General features: G+C 64.4%; 19 protein-coding genes. 16 read left to right on the top strand and 3 right to left on the bottom strand.

Annotated elements, in window-relative coordinates; genetic code table 11:
• Window positions 1-2 precede the first annotated feature (2 nt).
• Window positions 3-887, top strand: a complete 885-nt coding sequence (locus BLQ09_RS00915; RefSeq protein ID WP_092354812.1) for a LysR family transcriptional regulator — start codon at window positions 3-5, stop codon at window positions 885-887.
• Between the two features lies 1 nt (window position 888).
• On the opposite strand, the gene BLQ09_RS00910 is transcribed toward BLQ09_RS00915, so the two are convergent.
• Window positions 889-1602, bottom strand: coding sequence for a cupin domain-containing protein (locus BLQ09_RS00910; RefSeq protein ID WP_092354809.1), 714 nt, complete (start codon window positions 1600-1602; stop codon window positions 889-891).
• Window positions 1603-1624: 22 nt separating this feature from the next.
• On the bottom strand, window positions 1625-2476 hold the full coding sequence (locus BLQ09_RS00905) for a GNAT family N-acetyltransferase (RefSeq protein ID WP_092354806.1): 852 nt from the start codon (window positions 2474-2476) through the stop codon (window positions 1625-1627).
• A gap of 1125 nt (window positions 2477-3601) precedes the next feature.
• Here BLQ09_RS00905 and BLQ09_RS00895 point away from each other — a divergent pair.
• The 12 genes from BLQ09_RS00895 (at window position 3602) to BLQ09_RS00840 (ending at window position 17647) form a co-directional block, all read left to right on the top strand.
• A complete protein-coding gene (locus tag BLQ09_RS00895) occupies window positions 3602-4270 on the top strand; it encodes a haloacid dehalogenase type II (protein WP_092354800.1) in 669 nt (222 codons plus the stop codon).
• Between the two features lie 23 nt (window positions 4271-4293).
• A complete protein-coding gene (locus BLQ09_RS00890) occupies window positions 4294-5568 on the top strand; it encodes an NAD(P)/FAD-dependent oxidoreductase (RefSeq protein WP_092354797.1) in 1275 nt (424 codons plus the stop codon).
• 95 nt (window positions 5569-5663) lie between these two features.
• Window positions 5664-7301 carry an ABC transporter substrate-binding protein gene (locus tag BLQ09_RS00885; protein WP_092354794.1) on the top strand — a complete coding sequence of 546 codons (1638 nt, stop codon included), beginning with the start codon at window positions 5664-5666 and terminating at the stop codon, window positions 7299-7301.
• Between the two features lie 13 nt (window positions 7302-7314).
• Complete coding sequence (locus BLQ09_RS00880) at window positions 7315-8271, top strand: ABC transporter permease (RefSeq protein WP_027607458.1); 957 nt, start codon at window positions 7315-7317, stop codon at window positions 8269-8271.
• Complete coding sequence (locus BLQ09_RS00875) at window positions 8268-9143, top strand: ABC transporter permease (RefSeq protein ID WP_065940277.1); 876 nt, start codon at window positions 8268-8270, stop codon at window positions 9141-9143. The genes BLQ09_RS00880 and BLQ09_RS00875 overlap by 4 nt, the downstream gene beginning before the upstream one ends.
• A gap of 1 nt (window position 9144) precedes the next feature.
• Window positions 9145-10986 (top strand): ABC transporter ATP-binding protein, encoded by a 1842-nt coding sequence (locus BLQ09_RS00870; protein ID WP_092354791.1) that lies wholly within the window; start codon window positions 9145-9147, stop codon window positions 10984-10986.
• Window positions 10983-11291, top strand: coding sequence for a (2Fe-2S)-binding protein (locus tag BLQ09_RS00865; RefSeq protein ID WP_027607461.1), 309 nt, complete (start codon window positions 10983-10985; stop codon window positions 11289-11291). Before BLQ09_RS00870 ends, BLQ09_RS00865 begins: the two co-directional genes overlap by 4 nt.
• Window positions 11273-12652: an FAD/NAD(P)-dependent oxidoreductase gene (locus tag BLQ09_RS00860; protein WP_092354789.1), complete on the top strand. Its 1380-nt coding sequence runs from the start codon at window positions 11273-11275 to the stop codon at window positions 12650-12652. The genes BLQ09_RS00865 and BLQ09_RS00860 overlap by 19 nt, the downstream gene beginning before the upstream one ends.
• Window positions 12649-13803, top strand: coding sequence for an NAD(P)/FAD-dependent oxidoreductase (locus BLQ09_RS00855; RefSeq protein ID WP_092354786.1), 1155 nt, complete (start codon window positions 12649-12651; stop codon window positions 13801-13803). The genes BLQ09_RS00860 and BLQ09_RS00855 overlap by 4 nt, the downstream gene beginning before the upstream one ends.
• Window positions 13800-14957: an acetylornithine deacetylase gene (gene argE, locus BLQ09_RS00850; RefSeq protein ID WP_092354782.1), complete on the top strand. Its 1158-nt coding sequence runs from the start codon at window positions 13800-13802 to the stop codon at window positions 14955-14957. Before BLQ09_RS00855 ends, argE begins: the two co-directional genes overlap by 4 nt.
• 117 nt (window positions 14958-15074) lie before the next feature.
• Window positions 15075-16535, top strand: a complete 1461-nt coding sequence (locus BLQ09_RS00845; RefSeq protein WP_092354779.1) for an NAD-dependent succinate-semialdehyde dehydrogenase — start codon at window positions 15075-15077, stop codon at window positions 16533-16535.
• Window positions 16536-16555: 20 nt separating this feature from the next.
• Entirely contained in the window at window positions 16556-17647 is a 1092-nt protein-coding gene (locus BLQ09_RS00840; RefSeq protein WP_092354776.1) for a tartrate dehydrogenase, read from the top strand.
• A 179-nt stretch (window positions 17648-17826) separates the two neighbouring features.
• Here the strand turns inward: BLQ09_RS00840 and BLQ09_RS00830 are convergent, their stop codons facing one another.
• Window positions 17827-18753 (bottom strand): 2-hydroxyacid dehydrogenase, encoded by a 927-nt coding sequence (locus BLQ09_RS00830; RefSeq protein WP_092354770.1) that lies wholly within the window; start codon window positions 18751-18753, stop codon window positions 17827-17829.
• 194 nt (window positions 18754-18947) lie between these two features.
• Between BLQ09_RS00830 and gabT the strand changes: the two genes are divergently transcribed.
• The 3 genes from gabT to BLQ09_RS00815 are packed head-to-tail and all read left to right on the top strand — an operon-like array spanning window position 18948 to window position 21467.
• Window positions 18948-20240 carry a 4-aminobutyrate--2-oxoglutarate transaminase gene (gabT, locus tag BLQ09_RS00825; protein WP_065940269.1) on the top strand — a complete coding sequence of 431 codons (1293 nt, stop codon included), beginning with the start codon at window positions 18948-18950 and terminating at the stop codon, window positions 20238-20240.
• A gap of 48 nt (window positions 20241-20288) precedes the next feature.
• Window positions 20289-20933: a tautomerase family protein gene (locus tag BLQ09_RS00820; RefSeq protein ID WP_092354767.1), complete on the top strand. Its 645-nt coding sequence runs from the start codon at window positions 20289-20291 to the stop codon at window positions 20931-20933.
• A 45-nt stretch (window positions 20934-20978) separates the two neighbouring features.
• Window positions 20979-21467 (top strand): Lrp/AsnC family transcriptional regulator, encoded by a 489-nt coding sequence (locus BLQ09_RS00815; RefSeq protein ID WP_010449292.1) that lies wholly within the window; start codon window positions 20979-20981, stop codon window positions 21465-21467.
• The last annotated feature ends 771 nt before the right edge of the window (window positions 21468-22238 follow it).

Here is a 22238-nt window from a genome sequence, read left to right as displayed (position 1 = left end):
GAATGATTTCCATCGAAGACCTGCGCCTTGCCGTGACCCTGGCCCGCTCGGAGTCGCTGAGCGCCGCCGCCCGCACCCTGAATGTGTCGCCGCCGGCGTTGTCCATGCGCCTGCGCAAGTTGGAGACGCTGCTCGGGCTGAGCCTGGCCAATCGCGATGCGCGGCGCCTCAGCCTGACGGCGGATGGCGAGCGTTTTTCGCGGGAGAGCGCGCTGTTGCTGGAACAGCTTGAAGCGCTGCCGGAGTCGTTCCGGCACAAGGATGAAACCCTGGTGGGCACCTTGAGGGTGGCGGCGCCGTTTGGCTATGGCCGCCAGCGCATCGCACCGCTGTTGGCGCGGTTTGCCAAACTGCACCCGCAGCTGTGTATGCATCTGGATTTGCGCGAGACGCCCTGGCCCGATCGCCATGACAGCGATGCGGTGGTTCACATCGGCCATCTGAATGACAGCTTGTGGACCGCGCGGCCACTGACACCAAACGAGCGCTGGTTGTGCGCCAGCCCGGCCTACCTGCACGCCCACGGCGTGCCGTCTGCGCCGGATGAGCTGGCGTCTCATCGCTGCATCTGCATTCGGGAAAATGATGAGGACGTGACCCTGTGGCACCTGCGCAAAGGCCAGTGCCGCAAGACCCTGCGCGTGGAACCTGCGTTGTTGAGCAACGATGGCAGCGTTGCCCGGCGTTGGGCCGAGCAAGGCTTGGGGCTGGTGCTGCGTTCGCAGTGGGACGTGAGTGATGCCGTGGCCAGCGGCAGCCTGGTACGTGTGTTGGCGGACTGGAGCTTTGACAGCGCACCGGTGCTGCTGCTGGTGCCGTCGCGCAAACTGCGCAGCCCGCGCGTACAGGCGTTGGTGACGTTTCTGGAAGAGGCGTTGAAGGCCTGAGTCACTTCACCGCGTAGACCTTGCGCACGTACACCGTACTGGTCCAGGCGCAGGGCGCGCCCTTGGCCACGAACACGGTGTCGCCGGTATGCACCGTGACTTCGCCACCTTCGTTGCCCTGCAGGGTGACGCGGCCTTCGAGCAGGTGCATCAGTTCGTGCAGTTTGTGCGGGCGGCCGTGGCGGGCGTAGGGCGTCGAGTCCCAGATGCCGACGCGCAGCTCGGTCACGGCATCGTCGAACAGGTTGAGGGCGCGGCACTGCGGGGTAGGGCCGATCAGTATCTGCGGTTCCGGCGCGGCGGAGGAGTTGAGCAGAGTGTGCGGCTCGAGCAGGGTCAGGCCGGGGCACACCGGGGCATCGGCCTGCTCGACTGCGCAGAACGCCCATTCGCTGCCTGCACTGGCCTGCACCGTGAGGCGTGTGCCGAAGCCGATGACGGCGCTGGCGCCGACGTCCAATTCCAAGGTCTGTTCCGCGTCACTGAGCACGACATGGCCTGCATGTACCACCAGCGTTTCGCTGTGGGGGAACTCTTCGATCACCGCTTCGCCGCTGAAGGACACCACGCCGGCTGACACGCCATCGTCGCCCATCCAGGCGAGTTGGCGGCTGTCGCCGAACGGGTCCAGCGCGCTCAAGGCGGCCTTGTTGAAAGACGTGGCAACGCGGCTGCCGTCGGCGCGTGCCAACAGCAGGATACGGGGAGATGACATGGGGAGTGCTCCGGGAGAAAAGTCAGCCGATCGCCTGGGTGATCAGGGCAAAGGGGTGGACGCCTTGGCTGGCCTGGGGTGGCGTACCCAGGGCCATTTGCGCGACGGTGTCGATGTTCTTCAGGCCGGCCTGTTCGAGCCAGTCGCTGAGGCCGCAGGCAACGGGAATGTCGATGCGCACAAAGGTGTCCGGCACCTGGGCCAGCAAGGTGGCGATCAGGTACTTGGCCTGCTCGATATTTTCCGCCACCACCGGGCCGATGCAACGCCCACGCCCAAACGGCCGCAGCAGGGCGAAGCCGCGTAGCCGGCCGTCGCGTTCGATACCCACGGCGTGCTCCACCTGCAGGTCACGCAGCACTTCACGGCGGTCCATACCGCTGGCGGCCTTGGCCAGCGCGAGCAGGCTGGCGTGATCATCGGCGTTAAGCGCCCGGCAGGTTTCGCCGTCGGCCAGCGTCGGCAGCGCGGGCACCACCGCCTGGCCCTGATGCTGCTGCACCCGGCCGAACTCGACGAACCCCTGGCTGGCATACAACGGCGCGCCGGCGAGGGTGGCGTTGAGGACCGGCGTGCGCGTATCGCAAGCGGCAATGGCCTTCTCCATCAAGCGCCGGCCGATGCCCTGGCCCTGGTAGTCATTGCTGACGATCACCAGGCCGATGGTGGCGTAGTCGCCCTGGGGGCAGGTGAACGCGCTGCCGATCAGCCGCTCGCCATCCATGACCACGAAGCCGTCGCTGACCCGTTGCAACATTGCCCAGTCTTCCAGGCGGTGAGGCCATTTGAGTTGCACCGACAAATCGTGGGCGGCCGGCAGATCGGCTGCGGTCATTGGGCGGTAGAGATAAGTGGGGTGTGGCAGGGCGGACATGGCGAGCCTCCGTAGAGCGTTGTTTTGGCGGTGTCAGGTTGCTTGTATCCCACCTGGGTTGGAGGCTGGCAAGGGGGCCGGGAATATTCGGTAGATTCCTCGCGGTGTGCGGGGCGAGACCACAGTTACTACTTAATTGGGGTTGGGGGGCAGCAGCAAATGCCATGGGGTTGGCGTTGGAGCCAACTGGAGTAGGAAGGGTGTACACGGTACAAATGTGGGAGGGGGCTTGCTCCCGATGAGGCCGTGTCAGTGGATACATCTGTAGCTGACCCACTGCCATCGGGGCATAAGTATCTACACATTTTTTTCAGCGGTCTGTGGCGAGGGCACTTGCTTCCGTGGCGGCCTTCGGGCCGACCGCTTTTTTTTGGGGTGAGTACATATCCGTTCCTGCGGTAACGGCTGCCTATGGTTCCGCTCTTACAGCGGGTCACTTTTGGAAAGACCCAAAAGTAACCAAAAGGTCTTCGCCCCAACACTCGGCACCTCGCCTAGGCTCGGTGTGCCCTCACTCCGGCTTTGGAGCGTGGGCCGCCGCGATGGGCCATCCATGGCCCAGCGCGGCTAACCCGGCGTCCTGCCGGGTTACCCACGCTCCAAAGCCTGCGTTCGGCCAGCGTGTTTGACGGGGCGATTTGAGATCAAAAGCCAAAGCGCGGCGGCCTTAGAGCCGACCGGAGTTGGGTCTGGTGTACTGGGTTAAAAATGTGGGAGGGGGCTTGCCCCGGTACAAACCGGGGACATCGTTTACATTTCTAACCGGGGACATGGTTTACAGGCTAATACGCATGATCAGGAGGTAACTGATCATGCCCTGGAACCGAGCGCCCTCCCACCGTTCAACCCGCCACACTTTCTGCCGCCCCCACCCCCGTGCTTAAGCCTCTGCACCCCGAAAAGCCCCCTAAAAGCGCACAAACACTGGCCCTGCCCAAGCCTGGCGCGCACCGCAAAGTCTGCTGAGCCCGGCCACCAAAACGGTGGTTTGTATTGAGCGCAGGTCTTTTTAGACGGCATATGCTGATTTCACAGTGGTGTAATGAACCTGTGCTGCAACGAGGCCGACGCGCCGCCAGGGCAGCGAACGCTTGTCACACTCAACGAACTCCAGGACCGCACTCAATGAGCTTTCTTCGTCCCAAATTCATTACGTTCGACTGCTACGGTACGCTGACCAACTTCCATATGGGCACCATGACCCGCGAGCTGTTCGCCGATCGCATCACGCCCGAGCAGATGGACCAGTTCGTCAAGGATTTCTCGGCCTACCGCCTCGACCAGGTCATGGGCGACTGGCGCCCGTACGATGAAATCCTCAAGACCGCCCTGGCTCGTATCTGCAAGCGCTGGGGTATCGACTATCGCGAGGAAGGCCAGCTGTATTACGACGCCGTGCCGACCTGGGGCCCCCATGCGGACGTGCCGGCCGGGCTGTCGAAAATTGCCGACAAGATTCCCCTGGTGATCTTCTCCAATGCCAGCGACAGCCAGATCATGTCCAACGTCGACAAGCTCGGCGCGCCGTTCCACAAGGTGTTCACCGCCGAGCAGGCCCAGGCCTACAAGCCGCGCCTGGCCGCGTTTGAGTTCATGCTCGACAACCTCGGCTGCGGCCCGGAAGACATCTTGCATGTGTCGTCCAGCTTCCGTTACGACCTGATGCCGGCCCATGACATGAAGATCAAAAACAAAGCCTTCGTTGCCCGTGGCCACGAAGTGCCGGGGAACGCGTTCTACGGTTACCAGCAGATCACCGATATCGGTGGGCTGCCGGCGCTGGTCGGTCTGTAATCGCACACCTCTGAGGGCAAGACATGGGCAGTGAATCCTATTGGCTCGACACCGCACCGGCGTTTACCGGTGCCCGGCTGGGTGGTTTGCCCAGCCAGGTCGATGTGGCTGTGGTCGGCGGCGGGTTCACCGGCCTGGCGGCAGCGCGGGCGTTGGCGCTCAAGGGCGCCAGTGTGGTGGTGCTCGACGCCGGGCGGGTGATCGGCGAGGCCTCGGGACGCAACGGTGGGCAGTGCAACACCGGGGTGGCCCAGGATTACGCCGGGCTGCACGCCAGCCTCGGCGCCGCCAAGGCACGCGCCTATTACCAGGCCTATGAAAGTGCCGTGCACACCGTGGTGTCACTGGTCGAGCAGGAAGGCATTGCCTGCGACCTGGTGCGCAACGGCAAGCTCAAGCTGGCGGCCAAGCCGATGCACTACGAAGGCCTGGCCCGCACCTGCGAGCTGATCCGCCAGGAGGTGGATGCCGAGGTCGAGCTGCTCAGCGCCGAGCAGACCCGCGCGGAAGTCAATTCGGCGCAGTTTCATGGCGGCCTGCTGCAGCGCAACGGCGTGCAGATGCATGTCGGCCGCTTCGGCGTCGGCCTGGCCGAAGCGGCGGCGCGGCACGGCGCGATGATCTACGAGCACACCCAGGTCAAGGATTGGCAGGCCCAGGCCGGCGGCTACCAGGTCAACACCGCCAAGGGTTCACTGCACGCCGGGCAAGTGCTGCTGGCCACCGGTGCCTGCCAGCATGGCGACCTGGGTTGGTACCGCCGCAGGATTGTGCCGGTGGGCAGTTTTGTCATCGCCACCGAAGTCTTGCCCCAGACGCTGATCGACCAGTTGCTGCCGCAACATCGCGCCTATGTGACCAGCCGCATGATCGGCAACTACTTTCGCCTGACCCCGGACAACCGCCTGCTGTTTGGCGGGCGTGCGCGGTTTGCCATGTCCGACAGCGTCTCCGACGCCAAGAGCGGCAAGGTCCTGCAAGCGGCGATGCTGAACATGTTCCCGCAGTTGGCGCACGTGAAGATCGACTACTGCTGGGGTGGCCTGGTGGACATGACGTCCGACCGCCTGCCCCGCGCCGGCCAGCATGGCGGCGTGTTCCACTCCATGGGCTACAGCGGCCATGGCGTGCAGATGTCGGTGCACATGGGCCAGGTAATGGCCGAGGTCATGGCCGGCAATACCGCGGCCAACCCCTGGCGCGAACTGGAATGGCCGGCGATTCCCGGGCATTTCGGCAAGCCGTGGTTCCTGCCGTTCGTGGGGGCTTACTACCGCTTCCAGGACTATTTGCACTGAGTTGCCGTTGTTGCGTCACCGTCGTTTGTGTTTCCAGGACGCTCCGGACATCCGTGAGCACTCGATTCTTCCGATTATCGACAGGTAGCCTTGCTATGACTGACAACAAAAACACCCCCGAACTCATCTCCGGCCAGGACAGCCTGCGGGTGTTCGAACGTCTCAACCGTGGCATGTCGCGCCGCAACGCCCTGCAAATGCTCGGTGTGGCCGGTGTCGCCGCCGCCGGTGCCGGCAGCCTGTTCGGCACCGCCGGCAAGCTGTTCGCCGACGAGGCCGCCGTGGCCGGCAAAGGCAAGCCAGGCGGCAGGATCCGCGTGGCCGGCATGTCCAGCTCCACCGCCGACACCCTCGACCCGGCCAAGGGCGCGCTGTCCACCGACTATGTGCGCCACTACATGTTCTACAACGGCCTGACCCGCTTCGATAAGCACCTGGTGCCGCAACTGGAACTGGCCGAGCGCATCGACAACACCGACGCCACCGTCTGGACCATCACCCTGCGCAAGGACGTGACCTTCCACAACGGCAAGGCCCTGACCGCCGCCGACGTGGTGTTCTCCCTGAACCGCCACAAAGACCCGCTGACCGGTTCCAAGGTCATGCCGCTGATGGAGCAGTTCGCCGAGATCAAGGCCAGCGGGCCGAACGAAGTGCAGATTCGCCTCAGCGCGGCCAACGCCGAGTTACCGTCGATCCTCGCGGTGTCACACCTGTTGATCGTCCCCGAGGGCACCAGCGACTTCAGTAAAGGCATCGGCACCGGGCCGTTCACCGTGGGCGAGTTCAAGCCAGGCGTGCGTTCGATTGCGGTACGCAACAAGAACTACTGGAAACCGGGCCTGCCGTACCTCGACGAGATCGAGTTCATCGCGATTGCCGACGAGCCATCGCGGGTCAATGCACTGCTGTCGGGCGATGTGCACATGATCAACGAGGTCAACCCGCGCTCCACCACGCGCATCAAGGCCAGCGCCAAGCATCGCGTGGTCGACGCGCCGTCGGGCAACTACACTGACCTGATCATTCGCCAGGACCAACTGCCCGGCAAAAGCCCGGAATTCACCCAGGCCATGAAGCTGCTGCTCGACCGTGAACAGGTCAAGTCCGCCGTATTCCGTGGCTTTGCGGTGGTGGGCAACGACCACCCGATTGCGCCGGGTTCGCGCTACTTCAACACCGACTTGCCGCAGACGGTCTACGACCCGGAAAAAGCCAGGTTCCTGCTGAAGAAAGCCGGCATGGAAAGCATCACCATGCCCGTGATGGCCTCGCCTGCCGCCACCGGCTCGGTGGACATCGCCGTGCTGTTGCAGCAATCGGCCAAACAGGCCGGGCTCAAGCTCGACGTGAACCGCCTGCCGAGCGACGGCTACTGGTCCAACCACTGGATGAAGCATCCGCTGAGCTTCGGCAACATCAACCCCCGGCCAAATGCCGACGTGATGTTCTCGCAGTTCTTCCAGTCCAAGGCGCCGTGGAACGAGTCCGGCTGGCAGAACGATCAGTTCGACCAGTTGCTGATGCTGGCCCGTGGCGAAACCGACGACGCCAAGCGCGCCAAGATGTATGGCGACATGCAGGTCCTGGTGCACGACCACTGCGGCATCGGCGTGCCGGTGTTCATCAGCAATATCGACGGCGTCGACCAGCGCATCAAAGGCTACGACAGCAACCCACTGGGCGGTTTCATGGGCTACATGTTTGCCGAGCAGGTGTGGTTGGACGCTTGAGGAGGGTGGTGGGATGAATAGCAATACACTGTGGTTGATCGGCCGGCGCTTCGGCGCCGGGGCCTTGACCTTGTTGATCGTGTCCATGGTCGTGTTCGCGATCACGGCGGTACTGCCGGGGGACGCGGCGCAACAATCCCTGGGCCAGTTCGCGACCCCTGAACAGGTGGCGGCCCTGCGCCTGAAACTGGGGTTGGACCAGCCCGGTGTGTTGCGGTACCTGCACTGGTTGATGAGCCTGCTCAGCGGCGACATGGGCGTATCGGTCTCCAACGCCATGCCGGTCGGTGAGCTGATGGCGGGCCGGGTGCCTAACACCCTGATGCTGGCGGGCGCCACGGCGCTGGTCTCGGTGCCGGTGGCACTGGTGCTCGGCATCGGCTCGGCGATGGGCCGGGGCGGGCGCATCGACAGTTGCCTGAGCTTTATCACCCTGGCGATGGTCGCGGTGCCGGAATTCCTGGTGGCGACCCTGGCGGTGCTGATCTTTGCGGTCAACCTCGGTTGGTTGTCGGCACTCTCCTATGCCAGCGACATCAGTTCACCGCTGCAATTCATGCGCACCTATGCCTTGCCGGTGATGACGCTGTGCTGCGTGATCGTCGCGCAAATGGCGCGCATGACCCGCGCCGCCGTGATCGACCAGCTCGACAGCCCCTACGTGGAAATGGCGCGCCTCAAGGGCGTCAGCCCGATCCGCATCGTGCTGCGCCATGCCTTGCCCAATGCGATCGGGCCGATTGCCAACGCCATCGCCCTGAGCCTGTCGTACCTGTTGGGCGGGGTGGTGATCGTCGAAACCATTTTCAACTACCCCGGCATTGCCAGCTTGATGGTCGATGCCGTGACCAACCGCGACATGGCGCTGGTGCAGGCGTGCACCATGTTGTTCTGCGCGGCGTACCTGGGCCTGGTGCTGCTCGCCGACCTGTGCGCGATCCTGTCCAATCCGAGGCTGAGAAACCAATGAACAACCTCATTGCGAAATCCAAGCCTGTCTCCTCCGCCCTGGCACTCGCCAAGGTGTCCAGCGGCCCGTCGTGGCTGGGGCTGCTGGGCGGCGTGGTGTGTGTCGCCTGGCTGCTGGTGGCGCTGCTCGGCCCGTGGCTGGCGCCTCACCCGGTGGGGGAGGTGGTGTCCGATAACATCTTCGAAGGCTTCAGCCTCGCGCATCCATTCGGCACCGATTACCTGGGCCGCGACATGCTCAGCCGGATACTGGTGGGCGCGCGCTTTACCGTCGGGCTGGCGCTGGTGGCGGCGTTACTGGCCAGCACCTTCGGCACCGGCTGTGCGCTGTTGTCGGTGGTCTCGCCCAAGTGGCTGGACGAGATCATCAGCCGCATCATGGACGCCTTTATTTCGATCCCGAGCAAAATGCTCGCGTTGATCATGGTCTCGGCGTTTGGCTCATCGGTGACGCTGCTGATCTGTACGGCCGTGATCAGCTATATCCCCGGCTCGTTTCGCGTCGCCCGCAGCATGGCGGTCAATATCGAAGCCCTGGAGTACGTGCAGGTCGCGCGTACCCGTGGCGAGCGCCGGCTTTACGTGGCGTGCGTGGAGATCCTGCCGAACATGCTCAACCCGGTCCTGACCGACCTGGGCCTGCGTTTCGGCTACATCGTGCTGTTGCTCAGCGGCATGAGTTTTCTTGGCCTGGGCGTGCAACCGCCGGATGCCGACCTCGGCTCGCTGGTGCGGGAAAACATCGGCGGCCTCAACCAGGGCGCGCTGGCCATCATCCTTCCGGCGCTGGCCATCGGCACGCTGACCATCGGCGTGAATCTACTGATCGACTATCTGTCCTCGCGACGCAGTCGACGCACGGGAGGCCATTGAAATGACTGAATTGATTCGCGTCGAAGACCTGCGCGTGGTCGCCTGTGGCGAGCGTGGCGAGGTGGAAATCGTCAAGGGCGTGAGCTTTGCCCTGAAACAAGGTGAAGTGCTGGCGTTGATCGGCGAGTCCGGCTCCGGCAAGACCACCATCGCCCTGGCCTTGCTGGGGTATGCACGGCGCGGGTGTCGCTTGTCCGGCGGCGTGGTGCAGGTCGGCGAGCACGACATGCTCGCCCTGGGCGAACACCAACTGCAAGGCCTGCGCGGCAACCGTGTGTCCTATATCGCGCAAAGCGCCGCCGCCGCATTCAACCCGGCGAAAAGACTCATCGACCAGGTCATCGAAGGCGCACTGATCCACGGCCTGGGCACGCGCGCCGAGCTGTACGCCAAGGCTATCGGCCTGTTCCGCGACCTGGCGCTGCCAGGCCCGGAACGCATCGGCCAGCGCTACCCGCACCAGGTCTCCGGCGGGCAGCTGCAACGGGTGATGGCGGCGATGGCGTTGATCAGCGATCCGCTGCTGGTGGTGCTCGACGAGCCGACCACCGCCCTGGACGTGACCACCCAGATCGACGTGCTGCGCGCCTTCAAGCGCGTGGTGCGCGAGCGCGGTGCCACGGCGGTGTACGTGTCCCACGACCTCGCGGTGGTGGCGCAAATGGCCGACCAGATCGTGGTGCTCAACGGCGGGCAGATCCTCGAACAGAGCGCCACCGCACCGTTGCTTAACGCCCCGACCCACGCCTACACCCGCAGCCTGCTGGCCGCCGCACGGCCCGACACCACTATTCGCCCGCCCTGCGGCGTCGCCGGGGAGGTACCGCTGCTGACCATCACCGGCCTCACCGCCGGCTACGGCAACAAGAACCTGCACGGCATGCCGTCGATTCGGGTATTGGAAGACATCGACCTCACCGTGCGCCGTGGCCAGGCCATCGGCGTGATCGGCGAGTCGGGCTCGGGCAAGTCCACCCTGGCCCGGGTGGTGGCGGGGTTGCTGACCCCGGCCCTCGGCGGCCTGGCCTTCGACGGGCAACCCTTGGGCGGCAGCCTCGCCGAGCGCACCCCGGAACAGTTCCGGCGGATCCAGATGGTGTTCCAGAACGCCGACACCGCGCTCAACCCCATGCACAGTGTGGCGGCCATCATCGGTCGGCCGTTGAAAATGTATTTCGGCCTCAAGGGCGCGGCGCTGCAAACCCGCATCGGCGAACTGCTCGACCTGGTGCGCCTGCCCCGGGACCTCGCCGAACGGCGCCCGAATGAGCTGTCCGGCGGGCAAAAGCAGCGGGTCAACCTGGCCCGCGCGCTGGCGGCCAAGCCCGACCTGATCCTCTGCGATGAAGTGACCTCGGCTCTCGACACCGTGGTGGGTGCGGCGATTCTCGAACTGTTGCGCGACCTGCGCCAGCAACTGGGGGTGTCGTACCTGTTTATCAGCCACGATATTTCCACCGTGCGCGCGCTGTGCGATGACATTGTGGTGATGTACAGCGGCCGCAAGGTCCAGGCCGGCAGTCGCCAGGCGTTTGCCGAGCCGCCGTTCCATCCTTACACCGACCTGTTGATTCACTCGGTGCCCGAGTTGCGCCAGGGCTGGCTGGAAACCTGCGGTACTGCAGGCGACACGCTGCCGGCGCTCGGCGAGCGGGCCAATGGGCCGCAGCTGTGCACCTTCCTCAATCGCTGCCCGGTGCGCGTCGACGGTCTGTGCAACCGCACCGCGCCGCCGCGCCGCCGCCTTGACGACGGTGGTGAAATCCTTTGCCACCACGACAGCGCCCATTTGCTGGATACCCAGCAGGGCGTCAACACCCTCACTGTGGGAGCCTATGCATGAGCGCGCGTTTTGTGAGGCTGGCCGAACAGGGCCGGCCGACGGTCAGCCTGACCGTGGATGGCGCTGCCGTCCAAGCCCTGCAGGGCGACACCCTGATGGTCGCGCTGCTGACCCAGGGCAACGCGCTGCGCCAGTCGGAATTCGACAGCGGCCGCCGCGCCGGTTTCTGCCTGATGGGCGCGTGCCAGGATTGCTGGGTGTGGACCCGCAGCGGTGAACGCCTGCGCGCCTGCTCCAATGAAGTCCGTGACGGGCTGGATATCGTTACCACACAACCGGAGGCGACATGGCCACTGCACGGGTAGTTATTGTGGGCGCCGGACCGGCCGGGGTGCGCTGCGCCGAAACCCTGCTGGCGGCCGGGATCAAACCGATCCTGATCGATGAAAACCGCCGCGACGGTGGCCAGATCTATCGGCGTCAGCCAGAAGGCTTCACCCGCGACTACGCGACCCTGTACGGCAGCGAGGCCGCCAAGGCCCAGGCCCTGCACCAGAGTTTCGACCGCCTGCGCGACGCCATCGACTACCGCCCCGACACCCTGGTGTGGAACCTCACGCCGGGGCAACTGTGCTGCGTGAGCCAGGGCCGCCACACCACGGTGGATTACGACGCACTGATCCTCTGCACCGGCGCCACCGACCGCCTGATGCCCATCGAGGGCTGGCAACTGGCGGGCACCTACAGCCTGGGCGGGGCGCAGATCGCGTTGAAAAACCAGGCCGTGTCCATCGGCCATCGCGTGGTGTTCATGGGCAGCGGGCCGTTGCTGTACCTGGTCGCCAGCCAGTACGTGAAGGCCGGCGCCGAGGTGGCGGCGGTGCTCGACACCTCAGCCTTGAGCCTGCGCCTGAAAGCCTTGCCCAAACTGCTGGCGCGGCCTGGCGTGCTGTTCACCGGGATCACCCTGTTGGCGCAACTGTACCGCGCCAAGGTGGCGGTGCACCTGGGAGTCAAGCCGCTGCAAGTGATGGGCGACGCGGCCAACGGCTTGAGCGGTGTGCGCTTTACCACCGGCAACGGGCAGGCCGTCACGGTGCAGGCCGATGCCGTTGCGCTGGGTTACCACCTGCGCCCGGAAACCCAGCTGGGTGACCTGGCCGGCTGTCGCATGGCGTTCGATGAGGCATCGAGCCAATGGTGGCTGGCCACGGATGACGCCGGGCGCACCTCGGTCAAGGGCGTGTACGCGGCCGGCGACGGTGCGAAAATTCGCGGCGCCGATGCCGCCGAGCACGCCGGGCGCCTGGTGGCGCTGGCGCTGCTGGAAGACCTGCAACAACCGGTGGACACCGGCCTGCGGGATGAACAACAGCAGGCCCTGGCGGTGATGGATCAATTCCGCCTGGGCCTGGCCCAGGCGTTCCCGTGGCCGAGCGAACAGGCCAAGGCGTTGCCGGACAGCGCCATCGTGTGCCGCTGCGAGATGATCAGCGCCGGCGAGTTACGGCGCACGGTGAAAGAGAAGGGCGCCTGCGAAGTCAATCGCGCCAAGGCGTTCAGTCGTGTAGGCATGGGCCGTTGCCAGGGGCGTTATTGCTCCCAGGCCGGGGCCGAAGTGATCGCCGCCGCTGCCGGCGTGCCGGTGCAGGCGGTCGGACGCCAGCGCGGCCAGGCGCCGGTCAAACCGTTGTCGATGCTGATCACCGAGGAGGTCTCGTCATGAGCATGCAAAAAACCGATGTGGTGATTGTCGGCGGGGGGCTGATGGGCTCGGCGACCGCGTTTTTTCTGCGCCGTCGCGGGCAGTCGGTGATCCTGCTGGAGCGCGACCAGATCGGCCAGTACGCCAGTGGCGTCAACTTCGGCAATGTACGCCGGCAAGGGCGTTTCCTCGGCCAGTTGGCCTTGGCTAATCGCTCCTGGGCGCTGTGGAAACGCCTGCCGGAACTGATCGACGACGACCTGGAATTCATCCCCAGCGGGCATATGCGCGTGTGTTACCGCGAGGATGAAATTGCCGAGCTGGAGGCCTACGCCGCCGCACCGGAAGCGCAACAACTGGACCTGAAGATTTATCGTGGCGCCGAACTGCATCAACGCTTCGGCTTCCTCGGCCCGGACGTCAAGGGTGGCTCCTACGCGCCCCACGATGGCCATGCCAACCCGCGCCTGGCCGCGCCGGCGTTTGCCCGCGCCGCCCGGCGCCTGGGTGCGCAGATCGAAGAGCGCACCGAAGTGGCCGAGGTGCAGAAAGTCGGCGCCGACTTCCAGGTCACCACCACCGACGGCCGCCAGTTCCACGCCGCGCAACTGTTGATCACCGCCGGCGCCTGGGGCCAGAAGCTCTCGGCGCAGTTCGGCGAACCGGTGCCGCTGGACACCCACGGCCCGCAAATGGCCGTGACCGAGCCGGTGCCTTATGCCTTGCCCACGGTGATCGGCGTGTACACCAAGGTGCCCGAAGAGGTGATCTACTTCCGCCAGATTCCCCGGGGCAATATCGTCATCGGCGGCGGCTACCGCAGCAAGCCGGATATGCTCAACCGCCGCGCCTACGTGGAACCGCGCAGCATCCTCAACCAGGTCAGCCAGATGCGCCGCCTGCTGCCGGGCGTCGGCAACCTGAACATCATCCGCGTGTGGAGCGGCATCGAAGGCTACCTGCCGGACTCGCTGCCGGTGATGGGCCCCAGCGGTACTGTCGACGGGCTGTTCTATGCCTTCGGGTTCTGCGGCCACGGTTTCCAGCTGGGCCCGGGCGTCGGCGATGTGATGGCCGAGCTGCTCGCCACCGGCAGCACCAGCACCCCGATCGAGCCATTCTCCATCACCCGGTTCGCCCCACCTGCCGAGCAACGGAGCCAGGCCTCATGAAACCCCGCGTATTGGCGATTCTGAAACAGCTGATGGCCTTCGACACCGTGTCATCGGCGTCGAACATGGCCTTGATCGAGTATGTGCGCGACCTGCTGCTGAGCAAGGGCATCGACTCGCTGATCGTCAAGGACCCCAGCGGCAAGAAAGCCAACCTGTTCGCCAGCACCGGGCCCAAGGAACAGCCCGGCGTGCTGCTGTCCGGGCACACCGACGTGGTGCCGGCGGCGGGGCAGGCCTGGACCTTTCCCGCCTTTGCCGCCACCGTGCAGGACGGGCGCATTTATGGGCGCGGCAGCTGCGACATGAAGGGCTTTATCGCCCTGGCCATCGACGCCATGCTGGATGCCGCCGACCACACGTTGAACCGCCCATTGCAACTGGCCCTGTCCCATGACGAAGAAATCGGCTGCGTCGGCGTACGGCGCTTGCTCGACGTGCTGCACCTGGCGCCGATGCGGCCGTTTCTGTGTGTGATCGGCGAGCCGACCAACATGCAGTTTGTCCTCGGCCACAAGGGCAAGGGCTCCTACCGCACGTACTGCCGAGGCCAGGAGGCGCATTCATCCCTGGCGCCGCGCTCGGTCAACGCCATCCACGTGGCCTGCGACTTTATCGCCGCCCTGCGTGACAGCCAGCAGCAGTTGCAACGCCACGGCGCCCAGGACAACGACTATGACGTGCCCTACAGCACCGTGCATGTCGGCCAGATTATCGGCGGCAAGGCGCTGAATATCGTGCCCAACCTGTGCACCCTGGACTTCGAAGTGCGCAACCTGCCGGCGGACGACCTGGACGCGTTCCTGGAGCAGATGCGCGAGCGCGCCGAGGTGATCGTGCGTGAGGCGCAGAAGCTGTCCAGCGTGGCGGCCATCGAGATCGAAACGATCAACGTCTATCCTGGCCTCGACACCCATCCCAGTGTCGAGGCGGTGCGCTTTCTCAAGCAATTCGCCGCGCCGGGCACCGGCACCTCCAAGGTTTCGTTCGGCACCGAAGGCGGCCTGTTCAAGCAGCGCCTGGACGTACCGGTGGTGGTGTGCGGGCCGGGTTGCATCGAGCAGGCGCACAAGCCCGACGAGTTTATCGAGATCAGCCAGATGGACGCCGGCGAGCGCTTTTTGCAAGGCTTGCTCGGTTCGCTGACGGCCTAGCAGAGCCTGCCGTCCTGGGCGCAATTTCAGCACGGCACGCTGCTTTAACCGCGCTTTCGGCATCCTCGTTTGCGGCGCCTCCCTAGACTGGAGCGTGTCTCGGATCAGGACTCGACCATGCTCAAGAATCGCTTGCAAGACCCCAGCCTGCTGGCTGAACTCGCCTACGTAGATGGCCAGTGGATCGCTGCCGACAGCGGCGCCACCCTGGCCATCCGCGACCCGGCCACCGGCCACGTGATTGCCCAGGTGCCGGCCATGGACGCGGTGGACACCCGCCGCGCCATCGAAGCCGCCGAGCGTGCCTGGCCCGCCTGGCGCGCACGCCCGGCTGCCGAACGCGCGGCGCTGCTGGAGCGCTGGTACCAGGCGATGATCGACAACCTCGATGACCTGGCGCTGATCATGACCTGCGAGCAGGGCAAACCCCTGAACGAAGCCCGTGGCGAAGTGCGCTACGGTGCCGGTTTCGTCAAATGGTTCGCCGAGGAAGCGCGCCGGGTCTACGGCGAAACCATGCCCGCGCCCAGTGGTGATCGGCGTTTGCTGACCCTCAAGCAACCGGTGGGCGTATGCGCCGCCATCACCCCATGGAATTTCCCCAACGCGATGATCACGCGCAAATGCGCGCCGGCCCTGGCCGCCGGTTGCCCGATCATCGTCAAACCCTCGGACCTCACGCCGCTGTCGGCCCTGGCCCTGGCGGTGCTGGCCGAGCGCGTCGGTATTCCGGTCGGGGTGTTCAATGTGATCACCGGCTTGCCCGCCGGCATTGGCGAAGAGCTGACCGGCAACCCGGCGGTGCGCAAGATTTCCTTTACCGGCTCCACCGCCGTCGGCCGCCTGTTGATGCGCCAGAGCGCCGAGCACATCAAGCGCTTGAGCCTGGAACTGGGCGGCAATGCACCGTTTATCGTGTTCGACGACGCCGACCTCGAACAGGCGGTGGCCGGGGTGATGCTCAGCAAGTTCCGCAACGCCGGGCAAACCTGCGTGTGCGCCAACCGCATCCTGGTGCAGGACGGTATCTACGCGCGTTTCGCGGCGCGGCTGGTGGAAGAGGTGGGCAAGCTCAAGGTCGGCAACGGCCTGGACGACGGCGTGACTATCGGCCCGCTGATCAACCCCGCAGCGGTGAGTAAAGTCGCGCGGCATATCGACGACGCCCTGAGCCAGGGCGCCCGGCTGCTGTGCGGCGCCGTCCCCAGCGGCGACAGCCAGTTCGTGCAGCCCACGGTACTCGGCGATACCCACGCCGGGATGTTGCTGGCCAATGAAGAAACCTTCGGCCCGGTGGCACCGCTGATGCGCTTTACCGACGAAGCCCAGGCCCTCGCCCTGGCCAACGCCACCCCGTATGGCCTGGGCGCCTACTATTTCACCCAGGACCTGCAGCGTTCGTGGCGTTTTGGCGAGGCCCTGGAGTTCGGCATGGTCGGCCTCAACACCGGGATCATCTCGATGGAGGTCGCGCCGTTCGGCGGCATCAAGCAATCGGGCCTGGGGCGCGAGGGCAGCAAGTACGGCCTGGACGAATACCTTGAAGTCAAAGCCTTCCATATCGGCGGCTTGAACTGAATTTTTGCGAGGCATGCACCATGAGCAAGGCATTCAGAATCGCCGCGATTGCCGGCGATGGCATCGGCAAGGAAGTCCTGCCCGAAGGGCTGCGGGTACTGAAACAGGCCGCCAGGATCTGGGACCTGGACCTGAGCATCGAAGTGCTCGACTGGGCCCACTGCGATTACTACCTGGAACACGGGCAGATGATGCCCGAGGACTGGTTCGAGCAGCTCAAGGGCTTTGACGCGATCTACTTCGGCGCCGTGGGCTGGCCCGACAAAGTCCCGGACCACATCTCGCTGTGGGGCTCGCTGCTCAAGTTCCGCCGCGACTTCGACCAGTACGTGAACATCCGCCCGGTGCGGCTGTTCCCCGGCGTGCCATGCCCCTTGGCCGGGCGCGCGCCGGGGGACATCGACTTTGTGGTGATCCGCGAAAACACCGAGGGCGAATACTCCTCGGTGGGCGGCAAGATGTTCGAAGGCACCGAGCATGAATTCGTGCTGCAGGAGTCGGTGTTCACTCGACGCGGGGTTGACCGCATCCTCAAGTTCGCCTTCGACCTGGCCCAGACCCGTCCGCGCAAGAAGCTGACGGCGGCGACCAAGTCCAATGGGATTTCCATCAGCATGCCTTACTGGGATGAGCGCACGGCGTTGATGGCGGCGAACTATCCCGAGGTGACGTGGGACAAGCAGCACATCGATATTTTGTGTGCGCGGTTTGTGTTGCAGCCGGACCGGTTTGATGTGGTGGTGGCCTCGAATCTGTTTGGCGACATCCTGTCGGACCTGGGGCCGGCGTGTGCGGGGACCATCGGGATAGCGCCGTCGGCGAACCTGGATCCGGAGCGGCGGTTTCCGTCATTGTTCGAGCCGGTGCATGGGTCGGCGCCGGATATTTACGGGCAGAACATAGCCAATCCGATTGCGATGATCTGGTCGGGGGCGTTGATGTTGGACTTCTTGGGCAATGGGGATGGGCGGTATCGGGCGGCCCATGATGGGATATTGCGGGCGATTGAGGCGGTGATTGCAGAAGGGGTGGTCACGCCGGATCTGGGGGGCCGGGGATCGACTCAGGATGTGGGATTGGCAATTGCGACGCGGTTGACTGAGACGAATTGATCAAAGCGCGGCGGCCTTATAGCCGATCGGCGTTGTGCCTGATGTACTGGGTAAAAAATGTGGGAGGGGGCAAGCCCCCTTCCACCGTTTGATCTGCATACATCAGGTAAACCTTGGCCTGCTCTTGCGGCTTGGAACCCACGGCCTTGGAACCGACTGCCTTGGAACCGAATAGGTACTCAATACCCCCGCAACCGATCCACCTCACCCACCATCTCCTCCCCCCGCTCAAACCGCCGAATATTCTCCAGCAACACCGCAAACGCACTCTCCGGTTGGGTCATGGCCGCAATATGTGGCGTCAACAACACCTGCGGATGCCCCCAGAACGGATGCTCCGGCGCCGCCGGCTCTTCCCGCAGCACATCCAGCACCGCCCCACTCAACTGCCCACTCTCCAACGCCTCGAGCAAATCCTCTTCCACCAGGTGCCCCCCACGGCCCATATTCACCAACCCCGCCCCCCGTGGCAGTTGCGCAAACAAGCGCCGGTCCAGGATCCCCTGGGTCTGCTCCGTCAACGGCAACACGCACAGCAAAATATCGCACTGGCTGAGAAACGCCGGCAGTTGCGCTTCCCCCGCATAACACTCCACCCCCGACACCTGGTGCGCACTGCGCGCCCAGCCGGACAGGGCAAAGCCCAGGGGGGCCAAGGTCGCCAGGATCTGCTGGGCCTGGGCACCCAACCCCATCACCCCCACGCGCCGGTTCGCAGCCGGTTGCAACAGGTGCGCCTGCCAACAGCGCGCAACCTGCTGCTGGCGGTAGCGCAACATATCCCGGTGCAGGCTGAGCACCGCCCAACTGGCGTATTCGCACATGCCGCGGGTGATGCCCGGATCCAACAGGCGCACCACCGGCAGGCCCGCAGGCAGGCGATCAAGGTCCAACTGATCGACACCGGCCGACAAGGCGAACAACACCTTCAGGTTGGGCAGCACGCGGGCCAGATCTTCCGGTGCCTGCCAGGCGGCCAGGTAGTCGACCTCGTCGGGGTTGCCGAGGTCGGGCCAGGTGCGCCACTCGATTTCCGGCGCGTGTTGGGCGAACAGTGCCTGCCAGTGTCGGCCGCGCACCGGGTCAGCTTTGTAGAGCAAGGCCATGGGCATTTCCTGCTGGATAAACGGAAGCATCATCATCGCCCAAAGCCCGGCGCAGGATCTGTTGAAACGCGGGGCGAAAACAGTTGATCCGAATTTCTCACGGGGCAAGTTCGGCGTAGTTGGTTGCCCGCAGGCCGTACTCTGGACTGCATCGCAACCACCTTCCGGTTGCCGGACTCACGATGGGAAATGCCATGAATAGCAAAGTCGACGAAACCCCTCATTTGCTCCGTCAGCGCGAGCAGTTCGTGCCCCGTGGCCTGGTGACCGCGCACCCGCTGGTGATCGACCGCGCCCAGGGCGCCGAATTGTGGGACGTGGATGGCAAGCGTTACCTGGACTTCGTCGGCGGTATCGGTGTGCTCAACATCGGCCATAACCACCCCAAGGTGGTCGCCGCCGTGCAGGCCCAGTTGCAGAAGGTTTCCCATGCCTGCTTCCAGGTGGTGGCCTACCAGCCTTACCTCGACCTGGCCCAGCGCCTGTGTGAAATGATCGGCGGCCAGGAAGCCTATAAAGCGGCGTTTTTCACCTCCGGCGCCGAGGCGGTGGAAAATGCGGTGAAGATCGCCCGCGCCCATACCAATCGCTCGGCGGTCATCGCCTTCCGTGGCGGTTTCCACGGGCGCACATTGCTGGGCACCACGCTCACCGGCATGAGCCAGCCCTACAAGCAGAACTTCGGGCCGTTTGCGCCGGAGGTGTTCCACACCCCGTACCCGAATGCTTATCGCGGCGTGACCAGCGACATCGCGCTCAAGGCCCTGGATGAGTTGCTGGCGACCCAGGTAGCGCCGGAACGGGTGGCCGCGATCATCATCGAACCGGTGCAGGGCGATGGCGGTTTCCTCACTGCGCCCCCTGAGTTTCTCCAGGCGTTGCGGGCGTTGGCCGACAAGCATGGCATCGTGTTGATCCTCGACGAGATCCAGACCGGCTTCGGTCGCACCGGCACCTGGTTCGGTTTCCAGCACGCGGGTATCCAGCCCGACCTGGTCACCGTGGCCAAGAGCCTGGCCGGCGGCTTGCCGTTGTCCGGCGTGGTCGGCAAGGCGCACATCATGGATGCACCGCTGCCCGGCGGGCTGGGCGGCACCTACGGTGGTAATGCGCTGGCCTGTGCGGCGGCGCTGGCGGTGATCGATGCGTTCGAGCAGGAGCAGTTGCTGGCGCGCAGCCAAGTACTGGGCGAGCGCCTGCGCCAGGGGTTGCTCGGTTTGCAGGCGCGCTGCTCGCGCATCGGCGATGTGCGCGGCACCGGCTTTATGCTGGCGATGGAGTTGATCAAGGATGACCCGGCCCGCACCCCGGATGCCGATCTCAATCAACGCTTGATCGATGCAGCCCGGGCCGGTGGTTTGCTGGTGATCAAGTGCGGGGTACATCGCAATGTGCTGCGCTTCCTCGCGCCGTTGGTGACCAGCGAAGCCCAGGTCGACGAAGCGCTGGAAATCCTCGACGGCGCCTTGGCACGGGTCTTGAACTGAGGCTGTGCCCGCTACGGGCCAACTGCGGCATTGGAGGCTTGACCCCACATGGGACTGACAGATTATCGAGCGTTGCTGATCGATTGCGATGAAGTGCTGGTGGATCGCGATTCAGGGGTGTGGGCGGCGTTGCAGCCGCTGCTCGACAGCCGTGGCGGGCAGCCGGCCAAGGATCAGGTGCTGGCCGAATTCAACACGCAGGTTGCCAGGCTCTACCCGCGTTTCGCCGAGCTGGGCTTCAGTGGCGTGTTGTGTTTTGCCCATCGCCAACTGGCCGAAAGTTGGGGGCTGCACGCCAGTTGGGAGGAGGGCATGAGCTTTGCTCGTTCGGCGGGCAATTGGTCGTTGTTCGAGGATGCGCCGGGGGCGATGCTGTACCTGCGCAAGTTCTACCGCTTGCTGGTGCGTGGCGACCGTGATGCCGAGGACCGCGGGGTGTTGTGCGAGCGATTGGGGATTGCACCGGAAGATTTCATTTCCCTCGCCGAAGACCCGCAATGGCTCACGGACCGAGGCGCGCAGCTGCAACCGGTGCTGCATGTGACGCGACCGTCGGTCGGCACACACGGGGCGCTGGACCGCTGTTTGATCGGCCGCCACCGGGCGCGGCAGCCTTCGCCTTGTGCGGCGGAGTACTGCATCAACAGCATGGCGGATCTGGTGGCGCAGCATCAGCTGTCTTTACGGCGCTGATTTTGCTAGAAGATTGTCTTACAAACGGCAGTCAAGAGGTACGTGATGGAAGGGCAAGTCAAGCTGGACCGGATCGACATCAGTATTCTGGTTGAACTGCAAAAAGACGGGCGGATGACCAATGTCAGCCTTGCCGACGCCGTGGGCCTGTCCGCCAGCCCCTGCCTGCAACGGGTCAAGCGGCTGGAATCGGCCGGGTATATTTCCAGCTACAAGGCGCACTTGAACCTGGCCAAGATCACCGACTCGGTGACGGTGTTTACCGAGATCACCCTCAGCGACCATAAACGTGAAGACTTCGCCAAGTTCGAATCGAATATCCGCCTGGTGGACGAGGTACTCGAGTGCCACCTGATCAGCGGTGGCTACGACTATCTGGTGCGTTTCATGACCCGCAGCATCCAGCACTACCAGGAAGTGGTCGAGAGCCTGTTGGACAAGAACATTGGCATCTCCAAGTACTTCAGCTACATCGTGATCAAGTCGCCGGTGCTCAAGGATGGCGTGCCGTTGCGCAAGTTGCTGCGGCACTGAAATCCGCGCGCTTTCCTGTGGGAGGGGGCTTGAACCTGATGGCGGCCTGACAGCCGACCAGGATGTTGGCGTGGAATGAGTACATATCCGTTGCTGCTGTAACGGCCACTTATGGTTTCGCTCTTACAGCGACTCACTTTTGGAGAGGCCCAAAAGTAAGCAAAAGGCCTTCGCCCCACCACTCGGCACCTCGCCCAGGCTCGGTGTGCCCGTAATCCGACAGTGATTTGGGGGGCCGCCGCCACGCGCCATCCATGGCGCGGGGCGGCTAAACCGGCATCCCTGCCGGTTTACCCCCCAAATCACTGTCGAATTCCGGCCAGCGTGGTTTAACGGGGCGCCTGAGATCAAGATCTAAAGCAAGATCAAGGGCGGCTCGCTTCGCATCGTGGTTACTGTTGGTGGCTACAACGTTGTAGATAGCTATGCCCCTGATGGCGGTCTTTCAGCTGACCCCGCTTTATGGGGGGAACCGGTTCAAATGTGGGAGCTTGCCTGCGATGCAGGCACCTCGGTGCATCAGGTACACAGCTTTGCGCAGGGCGTGGGAACGATCAAAGCTCACTGCTTTTGCACCTCAATTGGACACGCCCCCCCGTAGTCTCGGCTAAACGCCTCATCTCGACGCAACCCGCATAAAACACTTTTTCGGGCCCTTAAACAGTGGTCTGCGCCGATCCGTGGGTGCAATTCGGCGAAAAACGCAAAAGGGCCTGCGCTGTAATGCTCGCAGAGTGAGGGAGCGCAGGGTTGTGCGGTGTTTTCCAGCCG

Source organism: Pseudomonas sp. NFACC25, assembly GCF_900100935.1.
Lineage (GTDB): Bacteria > Pseudomonadota > Gammaproteobacteria > Pseudomonadales > Pseudomonadaceae > Aquipseudomonas > Aquipseudomonas marginalis.
This window is presented reverse-complemented; position numbering and strand designations above follow the sequence as displayed.